Origin of the sequence: Burkholderia sp. KCJ3K979, assembly GCF_016759955.1 — a bacterium.
In the GTDB taxonomy this organism is placed as follows: domain Bacteria; phylum Pseudomonadota; class Gammaproteobacteria; order Burkholderiales; family Burkholderiaceae; genus Burkholderia; species Burkholderia orbicola.
Genome location: NZ_JACFYV010000078.1, coordinates 1 through 18,100, shown reverse-complemented (window position 1 = coordinate 18,100; position 18,100 = coordinate 1). Strand labels below are relative to the sequence as shown.

General features: G+C 67.1%; 15 protein-coding genes. 10 read left to right on the top strand and 5 right to left on the bottom strand.

What is annotated here, in order from left to right; all coding sequences use genetic code 11:
- The first annotated feature begins 29 nt into the window (after window positions 1-29).
- The 4 genes from H3O04_RS18275 (at window position 30) to H3O04_RS18260 (ending at window position 4,255) form a co-directional block, all read left to right on the top strand.
- Entirely contained in the window at window positions 30-575 is a 546-nt protein-coding gene (locus H3O04_RS18275; protein WP_202588195.1) for a BON domain-containing protein, read from the top strand.
- A gap of 61 nt (window positions 576-636) precedes the next feature.
- Window positions 637-909 (top strand): hypothetical protein, encoded by a 273-nt coding sequence (locus tag H3O04_RS18270; protein ID WP_077178597.1) that lies wholly within the window; start codon window positions 637-639, stop codon window positions 907-909.
- A 103-nt stretch (window positions 910-1,012) separates the two neighbouring features.
- Entirely contained in the window at window positions 1,013-1,318 is a 306-nt protein-coding gene (locus H3O04_RS18265) for an H-NS histone family protein (protein ID WP_011548903.1), read from the top strand.
- 579 nt (window positions 1,319-1,897) lie between these two features.
- Window positions 1,898-4,255, top strand: a complete 2,358-nt coding sequence (locus tag H3O04_RS18260) for a GNAT family N-acetyltransferase (protein ID WP_202588194.1) — start codon at window positions 1,898-1,900, stop codon at window positions 4,253-4,255.
- Between the two features lie 664 nt (window positions 4,256-4,919).
- Here H3O04_RS18260 and H3O04_RS18255 read toward each other — a convergent pair.
- Together H3O04_RS18255 and H3O04_RS18250 are read right to left on the bottom strand one after the other, a co-directional pair.
- The gene (locus H3O04_RS18255) at window positions 4,920-5,471 is read right to left on the bottom strand and encodes a hypothetical protein (RefSeq protein WP_006480314.1); all 552 of its coding nucleotides are present in this window, start codon (window positions 5,469-5,471) and stop codon (window positions 4,920-4,922) included.
- A 174-nt stretch (window positions 5,472-5,645) separates the two neighbouring features.
- Window positions 5,646-6,467, bottom strand: coding sequence for an IclR family transcriptional regulator (locus H3O04_RS18250; RefSeq protein WP_006480315.1), 822 nt, complete (start codon window positions 6,465-6,467; stop codon window positions 5,646-5,648).
- Window positions 6,468-7,127: 660 nt separating this feature from the next.
- Here H3O04_RS18250 and H3O04_RS18245 point away from each other — a divergent pair.
- The gene (locus H3O04_RS18245) at window positions 7,128-7,976 is read left to right on the top strand and encodes an ureidoglycolate lyase (RefSeq protein ID WP_202588193.1); all 849 of its coding nucleotides are present in this window, start codon (window positions 7,128-7,130) and stop codon (window positions 7,974-7,976) included.
- Between the two features lie 189 nt (window positions 7,977-8,165).
- Here H3O04_RS18245 and H3O04_RS18240 read toward each other — a convergent pair whose 3' ends face one another.
- On the bottom strand, window positions 8,166-8,549 hold the full coding sequence (locus H3O04_RS18240; RefSeq protein ID WP_078041791.1) for a VOC family protein: 384 nt from the start codon (window positions 8,547-8,549) through the stop codon (window positions 8,166-8,168).
- A 280-nt stretch (window positions 8,550-8,829) separates the two neighbouring features.
- On the opposite strand from H3O04_RS18240, the gene H3O04_RS18235 reads away from it, so the two are divergent.
- Window positions 8,830-9,465, top strand: a complete 636-nt coding sequence (locus H3O04_RS18235) for a CGNR zinc finger domain-containing protein (RefSeq protein ID WP_442862832.1) — start codon at window positions 8,830-8,832, stop codon at window positions 9,463-9,465.
- Between the two features lie 22 nt (window positions 9,466-9,487).
- Here the strand turns inward: H3O04_RS18235 and prpR are convergent, their stop codons facing one another.
- Window positions 9,488-11,476, bottom strand: coding sequence for a propionate catabolism operon regulatory protein PrpR (prpR, locus tag H3O04_RS18230; protein ID WP_202588192.1), 1,989 nt, complete (start codon window positions 11,474-11,476; stop codon window positions 9,488-9,490).
- Window positions 11,477-11,646: 170 nt separating this feature from the next.
- Between prpR and prpB the strand changes: the two genes are divergently transcribed.
- The 4 genes from prpB to prpF all read left to right on the top strand — a co-directional run bounded on the left by prpB (window position 11,647) and on the right by prpF (window position 17,646).
- The gene (gene prpB / locus H3O04_RS18225; RefSeq protein WP_006480320.1) at window positions 11,647-12,540 is read left to right on the top strand and encodes a methylisocitrate lyase; all 894 of its coding nucleotides are present in this window, start codon (window positions 11,647-11,649) and stop codon (window positions 12,538-12,540) included.
- A gap of 40 nt (window positions 12,541-12,580) precedes the next feature.
- Window positions 12,581-13,753, top strand: a complete 1,173-nt coding sequence (gene prpC / locus H3O04_RS18220; protein ID WP_006480321.1) for a bifunctional 2-methylcitrate synthase/citrate synthase — start codon at window positions 12,581-12,583, stop codon at window positions 13,751-13,753.
- Between the two features lie 81 nt (window positions 13,754-13,834).
- Complete coding sequence (gene acnD / locus H3O04_RS18215) at window positions 13,835-16,429, top strand: Fe/S-dependent 2-methylisocitrate dehydratase AcnD (protein ID WP_202588191.1); 2,595 nt, start codon at window positions 13,835-13,837, stop codon at window positions 16,427-16,429.
- A gap of 26 nt (window positions 16,430-16,455) precedes the next feature.
- Entirely contained in the window at window positions 16,456-17,646 is a 1,191-nt protein-coding gene (gene prpF / locus H3O04_RS18210) for a 2-methylaconitate cis-trans isomerase PrpF (RefSeq protein WP_202588190.1), read from the top strand.
- 58 nt (window positions 17,647-17,704) lie between these two features.
- Here the strand turns inward: prpF and H3O04_RS18205 are convergent.
- Window positions 17,705-18,100: alpha/beta hydrolase fold domain-containing protein (locus H3O04_RS18205; protein WP_202588189.1), on the bottom strand; the 396-nt coding region annotated here is incomplete at its 5' end.

Below are 18,100 nucleotides of genomic sequence, written 5' to 3'. Positions count from 1 at the left end.
CGATGTAACGCATCGAACAGGAGATCACGGTGAAGCGAATCGGCATCGCAGGATGGCTGACCATGGTGCTGGCGAGCGCCGCACTCGCGCAGGCCGGCAACATCGAAGGACTCGACGCGCCCGATGCGCCGGACGCGCGGCGCAACTGGTACAACGATCCGTTCGTCGCGCTGTCGCAGGACGTGGCCGAATGCCCGTTGCCGCTCGGCCCGTGGATGACGCGCGCCGAGATGACGGACGATGCGCACTACCGCGCCGAACGCGGCACGACCTGCTGGCTCGCGCATCGCTGCACGAAGCCGAACTCCTATATGTATGACGCGTCGATCGCCGATGCGGCGAAGGCACACTTCGCGGGCTCCGATCATCTGCGCGGCACGAGCCTGTGGATCACCGTGCAGCGACGTTTCATCTACGTCGAGGGATGCGCGGATACGACGCTCGATCGCCAGGCGCTGCAACGCGAATTCGAGGCGCTTCCGGACGTGGAGCAGGTTTTCGTTCGCATCACCGACGATCCGCGCAAGCGCTTGCCGTACAAGGCGCGCGGGCAACCCGACCGCACGCCGGACTGACGGTCGAAGGGCCGCCCATGGCATACTCGCCACATTCAAAAAAAGGTTGACGGGAACCACAATGAAACACATGCTTGCGTCGGTTTGTCGGTGGCCTCGGGCGGCCGTGATGTTGGCTCTGGTTGCAGGGCTCGGCGGGTGCGGCGGCGGTGCTCCGCTGTTTACTTCGGACGGGCGCCCGACCACCCAGGTGCAATGCACCGGCAACGACTGGAGCAATTGCACGGACAATGCCCGGGCCATGTGCAACGGCGATTTCGACGTGATCCAGCAATCGACGGATGACGCCGTGCGAAATCTTCTCTTCGCATGCAAGAAGAAGAGCGGTTATTGATCCCGACCTGACCGGTTGAGGAGACCACGATCGGGCGAAGCGCTTTTCTGTTTGCTTTGAGTCACTTGTTTTTCACGAATAACACTCACGGAGTCCCATCCATATGGCGACCTACAGGCAACTGAGCGCGCAGCTCGAACGGCTTCAGCAAAAGATCGACAAGGAACGCGAAAAGGCGATTGCCGACGCGATTGCGCATATCCGCGCGAAAATCGACGAATACGACATTACGCCGGAAGAGCTCGGTTTTCGCCCCGCGGGATCGAGTACCGCTGCTGCCACCGCGAAGCCGAAGCGCACCTTGCCGCCGAAGTACCTGAACCCGAAGACGGGCGAAACGTGGAGTGGCCGCGGGCGCGCGCCGGCATGGCTCGGCAAGAATCGCGGACGTTTCCTGATCAAGGACTGACTCCCGAAAATCCTCACCTTTCGTGTACCGACTGACGGTGCGAACGGCCTTCCGGCCTTCGCACCGTTTTGTTTTGGTGTGGCCGCCATGCGATTTTCCCCGCCGAATTGAAGTGCAATGTCGCGCAATTAACGGCTCCTGTTTTGCGAATTCGCTGCGATCCGGCCGCATATTGCGGGGAATTTCCGTAAACAAGCGTGTAATGACGTAACGCCCACGCATTGGCATTCGCGATTTTCGCGGTGCATGCATGATGCCGATTTTCATCACCTTTCGCGTGTTGGCGCGGTGTGTCGTGCGATTCCCGAAGATACTCACCATGGCTCCTGTAAATCCTCACCTTTGAGAAAGCGGCAGCAGCGTCGTGCCGCATTGCGTGCATCGTGCATGCGGCGTCGTGATGCCGGGCTGCGTGTGTTGCAGTCCATGGTGCGAGCGTTGACGTCCGTCGAATAGTCGGCCGATCGGCATATAGGCAGTCGCAGGCGCTTCGCCTATGCTTGGGGTTCGCGTCGATCGGCGCGCGGCCCGCCGGCCGCATGCCGATCGTGTCGTCTTTCGTCACCGCAGGGAGCCGATGTGACCGTTCGCCATCTCGATGCGTTGTTCCAGCCCAAGTCCGTTGCGGTCGTCGGCGCGTCGTCGCGCGCGGGCAGTATCGGTGCGATGGTGTGGTCGCGTGTGCTCGACGGCGCGTTCCAGGGGCCCGTGTGGCCCGTGAATCCGAAATATCGCGAGCTGGACGGGCATGCGGTCGTTTCCGACGTCGACCGGTTGCCCGCGCCGCCGTCGGTTGCCGTGATCTGCACGCCGCCCGCGACCTGGGCCGGCATCGTGCGCAAGCTCGGTGAGCTGGGCGCGCGCGTCGCGGTGATCGTCGGCGAGGCGCGCACGGATGCCGATCGCGCCGCGGTCGATCGCATGCTGAAGGCGGCGAAGCCGTTCGTGCTCCGTATCGTCGGGCCCGGCAGCCTGGGCGTGTTGTCGCCCGCGCGGCATGCGCACTTCGGCGCGCCTGCCTACACGGCGCGATCGGGCGGCGTCGCGTGGGTGTCGCAATCGAATGCGTTGACGAACGCGGTGCTGGGCTGGGCCGATGCGCGGGGCCTCGGCTTTTCGCATGTCGTCGCGCTCGGCAGCGAATCCGACGTCGATGCGGGCGACGTCCTCGACTATCTGGCGAGCGATCCCGGCACACGCGCGATCCTGCTCGAGCTCGATACCGTGCGCGCGGCGCGCAAGTTCATGTCGGCGGCGCGCGCGGCGGCACGCAACAAGCCGGTGCTCGCGCTGCGCACCGGCCGTGCCGATCCTGGCGACGCGCTCTACACGGCGGCATTCCAGCGCGCGGGCATGGTGCGCGTCGATGCGCTCGACGATCTGCTCGACGAAATCGAGACGCTCGGCGTCGGCCGCGTCACCGCGCGAGGGGCGGCGACGCTCGTGACGAGCGACGCGGGCGTGGCGAAACTCGCGGTCGATGCGGTGGCCGAGGTGCGTGACGTGCTGACCGACTGGTCGCCTGCCGCAACGTCGGCCGTCGCGGCCGCGCTGCCGCATCTCGCGGCGCCCGGCAATCCGCTCACGCTGGGCGATGATGCACACCCCGAGCACTTTGCGGCGGCGATCAAGGCGCTCGCCCCGTTTCCGCAGACGGGTACGCTGTTCGTCGTCCATTCCACTTCGCACAGCGCGCCGGCCGATTCGGTCGCGCGCACGTTGATCGACTCGCGGCAGTACGCGCATCGCGGCATCCTCGCGTGTTTCTTCGGCGCGGTCGACGCGGCGACGCGCGATGCGCTGCACGCGAACGGCATTCCGGTGCACACGACGCCGCAGCGGCTCGCACGTGCGTATGCGCGTCTCGTCGACTACAACCTCGGGCGCCAACTGCTGATGCAGACACCTGAGGGCACCCCGCCGCAGCCGGCCGAGTGCGTGGCGTCCGCCCAGACCGACGCGCGCCGCATGGTCGAAGCCGGTCAGCATGAACTGGCCGGTGAAGCCGCGCTGCGCTGGCTGTCCCATTTCGGTCTGCAGGGCGAGCAGTCCAACGAACCGGCCGGCAAGAAGGTCGTCGATATCACGGTCGACATGTACGACGATTCGAATTTCGGTCCGGTGTTTCGCTATGCCGTGCCGCCTGCGGACGGCGTATCGGCGCCGTTCGTCGTCTACGGCCTGCCGCCGCTGAACACCGTGCTCGCCCGCGCGGTGATGGAGCGCTCGCCGTATGCGCGCAGCACGCCCGTCGAGCCGACGCTCGACGCGCTGACCGCGCTGTCGCAGGTCGTCTGCGACGTGCGGGAAGTGGTGGCGATGTCGGTCACGCTGCGCGTGCTGTCCGACCGCGCATGGGTGATCGCGCCGCGCATCACGCTCGCCTCGGGGCGCAGCCGGCTCGCGATCATGCCGTATCCGCGACACCTCGAGCAGACACTCGAGTGGCGTGGCGAGACGGTGACGATCCGTCCGATCCGTCCGGAGGACGAGGCCGCACACAACGAACTGCTCGGTGCGATGACGCCGGAAGATCTGCGGATGCGTTTCTTCGGCGCGGTGCGCAGCTTCGATCATTCACAGGTGGCGCGCATGACCCAGATCGACTACGACCGCGAGATGGCTTTCATCGTATCGTTTACTGATGTGTCGGGGCGCGACCATACGCTCGCGGTGGCGCGTGCGGTTGCCGATCCCGACAACGAGACGGCGGAGTTCGCGATCGCGGTACGGCCCGATCAAAAGGGCAAGGGGCTCGGCCGGCTGATGATGACCCGCATCATCGACTACGCCCGCTCGCGCGGCACCGCCTGGATGGTCGGCGAGGCGCTGCGCGAGAATTCGGCGATGATCTCGCTCGCGAAATCATGCGGGTTTGCGGTGTCGACGACGGAGGAGCCGGGCGTCGTGGGTTTCAGGATGAAGTTGCAGCCGTAGGCGTCACCCTGTGGTTCGATGCTCGAGGGTAGCGCATGGCAGCAATGCGTCCCGACGTTTCGCCATGTCGGAAGTTAACTCAGGAATGCAAAGCGTTTGAGCCAGCCTCCCGCGTGAAGCGCTTGCGAACGTGTCGAACCCGTTGATCGCAGCGATACCGCGAAGCGCGCGATGTCCTGCGATGCTCGTCACGTGCTGCCGATATTCATCCTGCGTTCACCCTCGGTAGCCGTTTCCAGCGATGTACTTGCACACGTGCGTGGCCATATTCCGGCCTTGCAAATTCGAAGCCGTCATCAAGGTGAGACTTTTCGGGAGCGGCGAGTGAGCTTTTCCGGGACAGCGTGGTGAGCCGATACGGGAGCCTTCGGTGAGCCTTCCCGGGAACGGCCGGTGAGCACCTGCGGGAGAGGGCGGTGAGCCTTTCCGGGACGCCCCGGTGAGCACTTGCGGGAGCGATCGGTGAGGACATTCGGGAGGCGTCAGTGAGCGTCTCCGGGAGCCTTGGGTGAGCTTTTACGGGAGGCTGTGGTGAGCGCTTGCGGGATGCTGAGGTGAGCTTTTTCGGGAGCATGCGAATGCACGGCTCCCGCGGGGGCGGCGCCGGCCAATGCCGGCGTCACGCGGGGGTACGGGCACGCAGGAACCGTGCCCGTGATTACATTCACGCAGCGAGTTTCGACGCCGCGTCGTTCACCTGGTCGCGCGAAATCGCGAGTTCCTCGAGGTGCGGATCGGCATAGACGGCACCGGTTTCGCGCTCGAGGCGGGCGATCGTGAGTGCACAGCGCGCGGTGTCTTTCGGCATCGCGATGAAGCGCTTGACCGACTCGCCGGACGTGAACGCGTCGAACAGTGCGCCGCGCACGTCGTCCGGAAGCGTCTTGGTCCACTGGTACGGCTTGCCGTTGAACGTGATCGACGGCGGCAGCGTGCGTTCCTTCTTGGTCGCCGTGATGAGCCCGTAGGTACGCGCCGCGTCGCCGATCTGTTCGGGCGAGAAGAGTTCGTCAGGCGTGATGTCGAACTGCTCGATGTAGTTCTCGATCGCCTGCATTGCGGCGGCACGATCGTCGCGCTTCTTCTGCGCGCGCGCGACGATGTCGCGCAGCTCGTCCGCTTCCTCGGGCGTGATCGTGAAGCTTGCCTGCTTCTGCTGAAGTTCGGAGAAACGCTGGAATTCTTGATCGTTCAGAAGTTTGGCCATGACATCCATCGGACACGACGGCCGCGACAACCGGCCGCCGTAGTTTTTGAGAGGGCCGCTATTCTAGCGTAGCGCCGCGGGTAGCCGATGCGACATCGCGCATCGGCCACCGCGGGCGTTGCGCGCAACCGGAGTCGGTGCCGCTGCGCGGTGCCTGGCGCGCTTTGCCGGGAAACCCGCGCGTCAGCAGGCCTCGGTGCGGCACATCGACAGATGGGCGGCCGTGTCGCGCAGCGCGTCGACGACCACGTCGACGGACGGCGCCATGTGCGCGTCGATCCGCCGCATGTACGGGCACGTCAGCACCGCGATCGCATGGCCGGCCGGCCCGAGGATCGGCACGGTCAGGTCGGTCACGCCGTACGCCTGGCGGCTGTCCTGACGCAGGTAGCCGGACTGCCGGATCGACTGGCACGCATTCGCGAGTTCCTGCTCGTTCAGCGGTGCTTCACCCTTGACCTTGCGATGCTCGGCCAGCATGTGCGCGCGTTGCTCGGGGCCCTGGAACGCCAGCAGCATGCGCCCCGACGCGGTATCGGCGAGCCCGACGCGCGAGCCGAGTCGCACCGATACGCCCCATGGGCCAGGCCCGTCCACCTGCGCGATCACGAGCATGTTGCCGCGATCGTAGACGGACAGGTGGCAAGACTGTTCGGCGGCATCCGCGAAGCGCTGCATCGGCGGCAGCGCCTCGGCGATCAGCCGGTTCATCGGCGGATGCCGGTGCGCAAGCGCGAACAGCTTGAGGCTGAGCGTGTAGCGGTCGCCGCCGGTCGAACGCATCACGTAGCGGCGCGCGACGAGACGTTCGAGCATCCGGTAGATTTCGCTCGCGTTACGGCCGAGTTCCTTCGTGATTTCGGTGCGGGTGAGTCCTTCCTTCTGCTCGGACAGGAGTTCGAGAATGTCGAGGCCCTTGTCGAGCGCGGGTGCGCGATAGCGGTCGATAGCGGCCATCGATTCCCGTGCGTCGCAGCCGGGAAGCGGGTCGTTGGTTGTCTGCATTGTCGATGTGAGGTTGGGGGATTACCGTCGATCGGTTGGCGACGCACGCTGGCCGGTTCTGCACGCGTATAGGGGCGGGCCCGCGTATGGCGATGAAAGCCATTCGTATGAGCTTAGCAATAAACATACGGTGTGCAATGCAGCGTCCTTTTACCGATCATTACCGGACAAGAACGGATGGTCAAACGTTTTCGATGACAGGGGCACCCCGAATAGCCAGTATTCATGTGCCGATGGCAGGCGCCGCCGTGAACGACAGCCGATCGATGGACGCCGGTGCAGCGCGTGCTGCGCCGCAGCGTCGGCAGGTGCACCAATAGTCGGTATCCGTCGCGCGTCATTTCACGGCGCGCGGCCGATGGTACAAAGGCTGGCGGGCCAGCGACGGCGCGGCCGCGCGTGCAGCCGGTCGGCATGGGCCGGCACGCGTCGCGGATGCCGGGCCGTCGTCGCCGATGCGCAGACCGGCGGCCGCCCGTTCGATGCGCGCCCTACTGGCGTACGGCGCCGCGATCGCTGCGCCCGCGCGACCCTCGCGCGTCGACTGCCGCATGCGGCGCCGACGCGTGCAGTCGACGATCGACGATCAGTCCGGCGCGCGGCTGCGAAAGGCTGCGTCGGCCGGTATCCTGTCCCATTCGACAACAGAGGTTAAGCACGATGAAACTGCTTCGCTATGGCCCGTCCGGCCAGGAAAAGCCTGGCATCCTCGACGCGGCCGGCCGGATTCGCGACCTGTCCGCGCATGTGCCGGATCTTGCCGGCGATGTGCTGTCCGACGCCGGTCTCGCGCGGCTGCGCGCCATCGATCCGGCCACGCTGCCGCTCGTGTCCGGCGAGCCGCGCATCGGCGCGTGCGTCGGTCACGTCGGCAAGTTCATCGGCATCGGCCTGAACTATGCCGACCACGCGGCCGAAGCCGGCATGCCGGTGCCGAAGGAGCCGGTCGTGTTCGGCAAGTGGACGAGTTCGATCTGCGGCCCGAACGACGGCATCGATATCCCGAAGGGTTCGGTCAAGACCGACTGGGAAGTGGAGCTGGGTGTCGTGATCGGCGCGAAGTGCAAGGGCGTCGACGAAGCGCGCGCGCTCGATTACGTCGCGGGCTACTGCGTCGTCAACGACGTGTCCGAGCGCGAATGGCAGATCGAGCGCGGCGGCCAGTGGGACAAGGGCAAGGGTTTCGACACGTTCGGCCCGATCGGCCCGTGGCTCGTCACGCGCGACGAAGTGCCCGATCCGCAGCGCCTCGACCTGTGGCTCGAAATCGACGGCCACCGTTATCAGAACGGCAATACGCGCACGATGGTGTTCACCGTCGCGCAGCTGGTCGCCTATCTGTCGACCTGCATGACGCTGCAGCCGGGCGACGTGATCACGACCGGTACGCCGCCGGGCGTCGGCATGGGCGTCAAGCCGTCGCCGGTGTTCCTGAAGGCTGGCCAGACGGTGCGCCTCGGCATCGAAGGGCTCGGCGAGCAGTTGCAGCGCACGCGCGACGCGCAATAAGCGCATGAGCGGCGCGGGTCGGCTCCTGGACGTAGCCACCCGCGCGCTGGCCATGCTGCCCGACCCGTCGGCATGACCGCCGACGATAACCGGCGCGTACCGAACGACGATGTAGCCAAAACCAGGGGCCCGATTCCGCGCGATGCGGAATCGGGCCCTTGTCGTTGGTCCGCGCCCGTGCGAAGCGGATCAAACGACGTTGTCGAGTTCGCAGTGCGCTTCGAGCCGATATCCGTCGGGGTCGACGACGAACGCCGCGTAGTAGCCCGGGCCGTAGTGCTCGCGCTTGCCGGGCCCGCCGTTGTCCTTGCCGCCGTGTGCGAGCGCGGCACGGTAGAACGCATCGACCTCGACCGGCGATGCGGCCTTGAACGACAGGTGCATCCCCGATTCGGGATCGGCGACGACGGGCCGGGCCGCGTGCTGCAACCACAGCTCGGGCTCGGTCGTGCCGTACCCGATGGCGTTGTCGTCGCTATACAGACGCTTGTAGCCGAGTGCGCCGAGCGCGCTGTCGTAGAAGGTGCGGCTGCGGTCGATGTGGGCAACGCCGAATGAAAGGTGGTCGATCATGAGTGTGGGCTCCTTGAACCGAGAGAGGACTTCAGTGCGGCAAACCTGTCTAGAGGCACCACGCCAGCCGCTTGTAGCGAAGCGCGCCGAGCGTACTCGCCTCGTACGTGCGGCCGGCGACGGTGTGGATAACGCTGAACGAAAAGCGATCGATCATCTGTGTCTCCTTGGATTGAAGGGGCGTCGGTGCAGCGAAACCTGTTTTTAACCACCATGCCGGTTATGTTAGAAATCGCTCGGATGCTTGTCAACCGGCATGGTGGTTAGATACGATCGCGTCATGAGCAAAACGCAACCTTCCGTCACGATGGACTGCCTGATCCCGGCGCCGCCCGAGACGTTGAGCCTTGACTTCGCGAACACGCTGTACTGGCGCGGCAGCGATCCGCCGACGGAAACCTTCGGCCGGCTGGACGACTTGCTGACGTGGTGTCGCGAACAGGCGGGCGTGCCGGCCGGTCTGGTCGACGCATGTCGCGTGCCCGACAAGGAGAAAGAGAAGGAGACGGGCGACGAGCCGGCGATGCTTGCGCGGGCGCTCGCGTTGCGCGAGGCGCTATACCGGCTGTTTCATGCGCAGGCGGAGCAGCGCGAGCCGCAGCCCGACGATCTCGCGCTGCTCGGCGGTTTCCTCGCGGAGGCGTCGCCGCGCGTTGCGCTGGCGCGCGTGGACGGCCGTTATGCGTGGCGGATCGATGCGTCGGGGGCGACGCTCGCGGGGCTGTTGAGCCCGGTGCTGTGGTCGGCGATCGATCTGCTCGGCGGCGCGCGGCTCGCGAAGGTCAAGCGCTGTGCGAATGACGAATGCCAGTGGCTGTTCATCGACGACAGCAAGAACGGCAGCCGACGCTGGTGCTCGATGTCGTCGTGCGGCAATCGCGCGAAGGCGTATCGCCACTATCACAAGGCCGAATGACGGGACGGCCCGAACCGCGCACCTATTTCGCCGACAACTTCCGCCAAAGCGTCGTCTTGCTGATGCCGAGCATCGCGCACGCGCGGTCGCGGTCGCCGCCGCATGCGTCGAGCACCGCGCGGATCTCGTCGGCTTCCGCGCGACGGCGGCGCGCCTGCAGCGTCTGCGCATCGTCGTCGGCGGCGCCGGCCGCGTCGGGCGTCGCGGCGAACAGCTCGGGCGCGATCACATGCAGCGCGCCGGGGGCGAGCGCCGCGCACGGGGCGCCCGGATCGCTTTCGTCGACTGCCTCCGCCAGCTCCACCGCGATCCGCTCGACCACGTTCTGCAGTTCGCGCACGTTGCCGGGCCAGCGGTAGCGCGCGAGCGTCGCTTGCGTCGCGTCGAGCACGCGCAGCGCGTCGTCGGTGTCGCGCACGCGTTCGGTGAGCCGCGGCTCGCGCCGCGCGGCCTGCACGAGCAGTGTCGCCGCGAGCGCGGGAATATCGGCCGCGCGCTCGCGCAGCGGCGGCAGGCCGATGTTCAGGATGTTGAGCCGGTAATAGAGATCCGCGCGGAACGTGCCGGCCTCGACGGCAGCGAGCAGCGGCCGGTGCGTCGCGGCGATCACGCGCACGTCGATGCGGATCGGCTCGGTCGAGCCGAGGCGAATCACCTCGCGCTCCTGCAGCACGCGCAGCAGCCGGCTTTGCAGCGACGGCGGCATCTCGCCGATCTCGTCGAGAAACAGCGTGCCGCGGTGCGCGGCCTCGAACAGGCCGGTCTTGCCGCCGCGCCGCGCGCCGGTGAACGCGCCTTCTTCATAGCCGAACAGTTCGCTCTCGAGCAGCGCTTCCGGAAACGCGCCGCAGTTGACCGCGACGAACGGATAGCTGCGCCGCGCGGACAGCGCATGCAGGCTCTGCGCGATCATCTCCTTGCCGGTGCCGCTTTCGCCGAGCACGAGCACGGTCGCATCGGATTTCGCGTAGCGGCGCACGAGCTCGCGCACGCGCGTCATCGGCGCCGAGGCGCCGACCACGTCGTCGAGCGCGTAACGGGCGGCGAACTGCTGCGTGGTCGGTTGCGAACGCAACGCGCGATCGAGTCGTTCGACCGCGCGCGATTCCTGGAACGTGAGCACGCTGCCCGATGTGACGCCGCGATCGACCAGCGGCCCGCGGTGCACGACGTAACGCACGCCACGCACGGTCGCGAGCGCGTCGCCGTCCTCGCCGCGTAGCGTGCGCAACTCGGGACGCAGGTCGACGAGCGCGCGGCCGACGGCCGCCGCGGGTTCGACCCCCAGCGCCGACGCGAGCCGCTCGTTGATCGCTTCGACGCGGCCGTGCGCGTCGAGCGCGACCACGCCGTCGCGCAGATGCTGCAGCAGGGTATCGAGCCGCTGGCGGCGGAACGCCTCGGCGTGCGTCGCATACGCGACTTCGAGCGCCGTCTCGACGGCCTTGCGCACCGATGCATGCGAATACAGGAATACCGCGCCCATGCCGACGCTGGCCGCGAGATCGGTGACGAGGCCCGGGCCGACGATCGTCTCGATGCCGCGATCGCGCAAGTCGTGCACGCAGGCCTCCGCTTCCTGGGCGGACTGATATGACGCAAACTGCACGTCGAGGCCGTACGCGGCGACGAAGCGGCGCACTTCGGGCGGCGTTTCCCCGGCGCTGACGAGCGCGATCCGCGCTGCGTCGCGCCGCGCTCGGGCGAGCGCCTGCATTACGTCGAAGCCGGTCGGCGACACCACCACCACCGGCACTTGCGCACGCGTTTTCAGGAAGCCGCCGTTCGAGCCGGCCGCGACGATCACGTCGGGCCGCGCGGTGCCGGCCTCGGCGATCGCGCTCAGCGCATCTTCGTAGGCGCGCGTGACGATCCGCACGTCGGCGCGTTCGTCGAATTCGCCGGCGATCTCGCGAAACAGCTCGCGCAGCCGGCTGATGCCCATCGCCCAGATGCGCGGGCGCACGGTGCGGTCGGCGGGGCCGACGGGCTTGGTCGAGGAGAGGTCCATGACGGCCGATTATGCGCGCACGATTTCATTTTTGAAACATGGAGTTGCCAAATTGAAATCGACGGGCGATGCAGCGCTCACGGCGCTTGCTTAAGAATCAGTGGGTTAGCGACGTTCCGCAAGCTGGCCCGGACCTTGCTGTTATCAGGCATTCCATCAGGAGGCCGTTCATGAGCAATACGCATCTTCAGAGCGCCGGCGCGAAATTCCGCGCGGCAGTCGCGGCCGAGCAGCCGCTGCAGGTGGTCGGCGCGATCACCGCGTACGCGGCCAAGATGGCGCAGGCCGTCGGCTTCAAGGCCGTGTACCTGTCGGGCGGCGGCGTGGCCGCGAACTCGCTCGGCATCCCCGACCTCGGCATCAGCACGATGGAAGACGTGCTGATCGACGCGACCCGGATCACCAACGCGACCGACCTGCCGCTGCTGGTCGACATCGACACCGGCTGGGGCGGCGCGTTCAACATCGCGCGCACGGTCCGCTCGTTCATCAACGCCGGCGTCGCGGCCGTGCACCTCGAGGACCAGGTCGGCCAGAAGCGCTGCGGCCACCGCCCGGGCAAGGAAGTCGTGCCGATCGACGAAATGGTCGATCGCGTGAAGGCCGCGGTCGATGCGCGCACGGACGACCAGTTCGTGATCATGGCGCGCACCGACGCGGCCGCCGCGGAAGGGATCGATTCGGCGATCGAGCGCGCGGTCGCATACGTCGAAGCCGGCGCGGACATGATCTTCCCGGAAGCGATGAAGACGCTCGACGACTACCGCCGCTTCAAGGCCGCCGTGAAGGTGCCGATCCTCGCGAACCTGACCGAGTTCGGCTCGACGCCGCTGTTTACGGTCGACGAACTGCGCGAGGCGAACGTCGACATCGCGCTGTACTGCTGCGGCGCGTATCGTGCGATGAACAAGGCCGCGCTGAACTTCTACGAGACGCTGCGCCGCGACGGCACGCAGAAGGCGGCCGTACCGACGATGCAGACGCGCGCCGAGCTGTACGACTTCCTCGGCTATCACGAATACGAGCGCAAGCTCGACGAACTGTTCGCGCAGGGCAAGAAGTAACGCGGCCCGCACCCCCCGATACCCATTGGAGAAGGACAACATGAGCGAGACGAAAGACGCAGCAGCACCGGCCGCCGCAGGCGCATTCAAGCCGAAGAAGTCGGTGGCGCTGTCGGGCGTGACGGCCGGCAACACCGCGCTGTGCACGGTCGGCAAGACCGGCAACGACCTGCACTATCGCGGCTACGACATTCTCGACGTCGCCGAATCGTGCGAATTCGAGGAAATCGCGCACCTGCTGGTGCACGGCACGCTGCCGAACCTGACGGAACTGGCCGCCTACAAGACCAAGCTGCGCGCGCTGCGCGGCCTGCCGAGCGCGCTGAAGGCCGCGCTCGAGCAGATCCCGGCGTCGGCCCACCCGATGGACGTGATGCGCACCGGCGTGTCGGTGCTCGGCACCGTGCTGCCGGAGAAGGACGACCACAACCTGCCGGGCGCGCGCGACATCGCCGACCGCCTGATGGCGTCGCTCGGCTCGATGCTGCTGTACTGGTATCACTTCTCGCACAACGGCAAGCGCATCGAGACGGAAACCGACGACGACTCGATCGGCGGCCACTTCCTGCACCTGCTGCACGGCAAGACGCCGTCGAAGTCGTGGGTCGAGGCGATGCACACGTCGCTGATCCTGTACGCGGAGCACGAATTCAACGCGTCGACGTTCACGGGCCGCGTGATCGCCGGCACGGGCTCGGACATCTACTCGGCGATCACCGGCGCGATCGGCGCGCTGCGCGGGCCGAAGCACGGCGGCGCGAACGAAGTCGCGTACGAGATCCAGAGCCGCTACAGCTCGCCGGACGACGCCGAAGCCGACATCCGCCGCCGCGTCGAGAACAAGGAGGTCGTGATCGGCTTCGGCCATCCGGTCTACACGATCTCCGATCCGCGCAACAAGGTGATCAAGGGCGTCGCGCACAAGCTGTCGAAGGAAGCGGGCGACACCAAGCTGTACAGCATCGCGGAGCGCCTCGAATCGGTGATGTGGGACGCGAAGAAGATGTTCCCGAACCTCGACTGGTTCAGCGCGGTGTCGTATCACATGATGGGCGTGCCGACCGCGATGTTCACGCCGCTGTTCGTGATCTCGCGCACGTCGGGCTGGAGCGCGCACATCATCGAGCAGCGCATCGACAACAAGATCATCCGTCCGAGCGCGAACTACACCGGTCCGGAAGACCTGCAGTTCGTGCCGATCGAGAAGCGCTGATCGTCGGCCGCGCACGTCGGCGCCCGTGATGCGGGCGGCCGGCGCGTGCGGCACGTCTTACCCCGAATTCCGCCCCACATCATGAATACCGCCAACCGCAAACCCCTGCCCGGCACGTCGCTGGACTATTTCGACGCGCGTGCCGCGGTCGACGCGATCGCGCCCGGCGCCTACGACACGCTGCCGTACACGTCGCGCGTGCTCGCCGAAAACCTCGTGCGCCGCTGCGATCCGGCGATCCTCGCCGATTCGCTGAAGCAGATCATCGAGCGCAAGCGCGAACGCGATTTCCCGTGGTTCCCGGCGCGCGTGGTGTGCCACGACATCCTCGGCCAGACGGCGCTCGTCGATCTCGCTGGCCTGCGCGACGCGATCGCCGACGGCGGCGGCGACCCGGCGAAGGTGAACCCGGTCGTGCCGGTGCAACTGATCGTCGATCACTCGCTCGCCGTCGAGTGCGGCGGCTTCGACCCGGACGCGTTCGCGAAGAACCGCGCGATCGAGGATCGTCGCAACGAGGATCGCTTCCACTTCATCGAGTGGACGAAGAAGGCGTTCGAGAACGTCGACGTGATCCCGCCGGGCAACGGCATCATGCATCAGATCAATCTCGAGAAGATGTCGCCGGTGATCCAGGCGCAGGACGGCGTCGCGTTCCCGGACACCTGCGTCGGCACCGACAGCCACACGCCGCACGTCGATGCGCTCGGTGTGATCGCGATCGGCGTCGGCGGGCTCGAAGCCGAGAACGTGATGCTCGGCCGCGCGTCGTGGATGCGCCTGCCCGACATCGTCGGCGTCGAGCTGACCGGCAAGCGTCAGCCCGGCATCACCGCGACCGACGTGGTGCTCGCGCTGACCGAGTTCCTGCGCAAGGAAAAGGTGGTCGGCGCGTACCTGGAATTCCGCGGCGAAGGCGCGGCGAGCCTCACGCTCGGCGATCGCGCGACGATCTCGAACATGGCGCCCGAATACGGCGCGACGGCCGCGATGTTCTTCATCGATGGCCAGACGATCGACTATCTGCGCCTCACCGGGCGCAGCGACGAGCAGGTGAAGCTCGTCGAAACCTACGCGAAGGCGGCTGGCCTGTGGGCCGATACGCTCGCGAACGCGCAATACGAGCGCACGCTGACGTTCGACCTGTCGAGCGTCGTGCGCAATATGGCCGGCCCGTCGAACCCGCACAAGCGGCTGCCGACGTCCGATCTCGCCGCGCGCGGGATCGCCGGCCAGTGGGAAGAGAAGCCGGGCGAGATGCCCGACGGCGCGGTGATCATCGCCGCGATCACGAGCTGCACGAACACCAGCAACCCGCGCAACGTGATCGCTGCGGCCTTGCTCGCACGCAACGCGAACGCGAAGGGCCTCACGCGCAAGCCGTGGGTCAAGAGCTCGCTCGCGCCCGGCTCGAAGGCGGTCGAGTTGTATCTCGAAGAAGCGAACCTGCTGCCCGAGCTCGAGAAGCTCGGCTTCGGCATCGTCGCGTTCGCGTGCACGACCTGCAACGGGATGTCGGGCGCGCTCGACCCGAAGATCCAGCAGGAGATCGTCGAGCGCGACCTGTACGCGACGGCCGTGCTGTCCGGCAACCGCAACTTCGACGGCCGCATTCATCCGTATGCGAAGCAGGCGTTTCTCGCGTCGCCGCCGCTCGTCGTCGCGTATGCGATCGCCGGCACGATCCGCTTCGACATCGAGAAGGACGTGCTGGGCCACGATCAGGATGGCAAGCCCGTCACGCTGAAGGACATCTGGCCGACCGACGAGGAAATCGACGCGATCGTCGCGTCGAGCGTGAAGCCCGAGCAGTTCCGCAAGGTCTACGAGCCGATGTTCGCGCGCAGCGCCGACGCGGGCGAACGCGCGGCGCCGCTGTACGACTGGCGCGCGCAGAGCACGTACATCCGCCGTCCGCCGTACTGGGAAGGCGCGCTGGCCGGCGAACGTACGCTCAAGGGCATGCGCCCGCTCGCGGTGCTCGGCGACAACATCACGACCGACCACCTGTCGCCGTCGAACGCGATCCTGCTCGATAGCGCGGCCGGCGAATATCTCGCGAAGATGGGCCTGCCGGAAGAGGACTTCAACTCGTACGCGACGCACCGGGGAGACCATCTGACCGCGCAGCGCGCGACCTTCGCGAACCCGACGCTCGTCAACGAGATGGCGATCGTCGACGGCGCGGTGAAGAAGGGCTCGCTCGCGCGCGTCGAGCCGGAAGGCAAGGTCATGCGGATGTGGGAAGCGATCGAGACGTACATGAATCGCAAGCAGCCGCTGATCGTGATCGCCGGCGCCGACTACGGCCAGGGCTCGTCGCGCGACTGGGCCGCGAAGGGCGTGCGGCTCGCGGGCGTCGAGGCGATCGCCGCCGAAGGCTTCGAGCGGATCCACCGCACGAACCTGATCGGGATGGGCGTGCTGCCGCTCGAGTTCAAGCCGGGCACCAACCGGACGACGCTCGGCATCGACGGCACCGAGACCTTCGACGTGATCGGCGAGCGCACGCCGCGCGCCGATCTGACGCTCGTGATTCACCGCAAGAACGGCGAGCGCGTCGAGGTGCCGATGACGTGCCGGCTCGATACGGCCGAGGAAGTGTCGATCTACGAGGCGGGCGGCGTGCTGCAGCGTTTCGCGCAGGACTTCCTCGAATCGTCGCAGGCGGCTTGACCGGCGCACACAGGGATTACGCAAACATGGCTCACATTCCTCAAATCAGGATTCCCGCGACCTACATGCGCGGCGGCACCAGCAAGGGCGTGTTCTTCCGGCTGCAGGACCTGCCGGACGCCGCTCAGGCGCCGGGCGCCGCGCGCGACGCGCTGCTGCTGCGCGTGATCGGCAGCCCCGACCCGTACGGCAAGCAGATCGACGGGATGGGCGGCGCGACGTCGTCCACCAGCAAGACGGTGATCGTGTCGAAGAGCACGCGGCCGGGGCACGACGTCGACTACCTGTTCGGTCAGGTCGCGATCGATAAGGCGTTCGTCGACTGGACCGGCAACTGCGGCAACCTGTCGGCGGCGGTCGGCCCGTTCGCGATCAGCGGCGGGTTGGTCGATCCGGCGCGCGTGCCGCGCGATGGCGTCGCGACCGTGCGGATCTGGCAGGCGAACATCGGCAAGACGATCGTGGCGCATGTGCCGATCACGAACGGTGCGGTGCAGGAGACGGGCGATTTCGAACTGGACGGCGTCACGTTCCCGGCCGCCGAAGTGCAGCTCGAATTCATGGACCCGGCCGCCGAGGAAGAAGGCGCGGGCGGCTCGATGTTCCCGACCGGCAACCTTGTCGACGACCTGGCCGTGCCGGGTATCGGCACGCTGAAGGCGACGATGATCAACGCGGGCATCCCGACGATCTTCGTCGACGCGGAAGCGATCGGCTATACGGGCACCGAGCTGCAGGACGCGATCAACGGCGACCCGAAGGCGCTCGAGAAGTTCGAGACGATCCGCGCGCATGGCGCACTGCGCATGGGCCTGATCGACACGCTCGACGAAATCGCGACGCGGCAGCACACGCCGAAGATCGCGTTCGTCGCGAAGCCGGCCGATTACGTCGCGTCGAGCGGCAAGCGCGTGAACGCGGGCGACGTCGACCTGCTGGTGCGCGCGATGTCGATGGGCAAGCTGCACCACGCGATGATGGGCACGGCGGCGGTCGCGATCGGCACGGCCGCGGCGATCCCCGGCACGCTGGTCAATCTCGCGGCGGGCGGCGGCGAACGCAATGCGGTGCGCTTCGGGCATCCGTCGGGCACGCTGCGCGTGGGGGCGGAAGCGCGGCGGGAGAACGGCGAATGGACCGTCACGAAGGCGATCATGAGCCGCAGCGCGCGCGTGCTGATGGAAGGCTGGGTGCGGGTGCCGGGGGATGCGTTCTGATCGTTGCCGCTGGGATCGGCGCGGATGCGGGCGGCTTCGGCCGCCCGCGTCGTTTTCGTCAGCCGTGCAGGAAGCGGCGCAGCGCGTCGTGGCTGAGGCGGCGCGCCGTTTCCGAGACCCGCGCGCCGGGCACGATGTCGAATCCGTGTACGCCGCCGGGCAGCACGTGCAGTTCGGTCGGCACGCCCGCGCGCAGCAGGCGCTGCGCATAGTCGAGATTTTCGTCGAGGAACAGGTCGAGCGAGCCGACCGACAGGAACGTGGGCGGCAGGCCGTCGAGCCGCGTGGCGCGCGCGGCCGCCGCGTACGGGGACACGCCGTCGATGCCCGGCGCGTGACCGAGCAGCGAGGTCCAGCCGAACCGGTTGTTGGACGCATGCCAGATGAATTCGCCGGCATGCGGATGCGGCGGGCGCGTGCAGGTGCGGTCGTCGAGCATCGGATAGATCAGGTG

Excerpts from the sequence above, each read along its gene's own strand:
- H3O04_RS18270 (WP_077178597.1), top strand. The coding sequence starts at position 637 with ATGAAACACATGCTTGCGTCGGTTTGTCGGTGGCCTCGGGCGGCCGTG.
- H3O04_RS18265 (WP_011548903.1), top strand. The coding sequence starts at position 1,013 with ATGGCGACCTACAGGCAACTGAGCGCGCAGCTCGAACGGCTTCAGCAA.
- H3O04_RS18255 (WP_006480314.1), bottom strand. The coding sequence starts at position 5,471 with ATGGATGTCATGGCCAAACTTCTGAACGATCAAGAATTCCAGCGTTTC.
- H3O04_RS18250 (WP_006480315.1), bottom strand. The coding sequence starts at position 6,467 with ATGCAGACAACCAACGACCCGCTTCCCGGCTGCGACGCACGGGAATCG.
- H3O04_RS18245 (WP_202588193.1), top strand. The coding sequence starts at position 7,128 with ATGAAACTGCTTCGCTATGGCCCGTCCGGCCAGGAAAAGCCTGGCATC.
- H3O04_RS18240 (WP_078041791.1), bottom strand. The coding sequence starts at position 8,549 with ATGATCGACCACCTTTCATTCGGCGTTGCCCACATCGACCGCAGCCGC.
- H3O04_RS18235 (WP_442862832.1), top strand. The coding sequence starts at position 8,830 with ATGAGCAAAACGCAACCTTCCGTCACGATGGACTGCCTGATCCCGGCG.
- prpR (WP_202588192.1), bottom strand. The coding sequence starts at position 11,476 with ATGGACCTCTCCTCGACCAAGCCCGTCGGCCCCGCCGACCGCACCGTG.
- prpB (WP_006480320.1), top strand. The coding sequence starts at position 11,647 with ATGAGCAATACGCATCTTCAGAGCGCCGGCGCGAAATTCCGCGCGGCA.
- prpC (WP_006480321.1), top strand. The coding sequence starts at position 12,581 with ATGAGCGAGACGAAAGACGCAGCAGCACCGGCCGCCGCAGGCGCATTC.
- acnD (WP_202588191.1), top strand. The coding sequence starts at position 13,835 with ATGAATACCGCCAACCGCAAACCCCTGCCCGGCACGTCGCTGGACTAT.
- prpF (WP_202588190.1), top strand. The coding sequence starts at position 16,456 with ATGGCTCACATTCCTCAAATCAGGATTCCCGCGACCTACATGCGCGGC.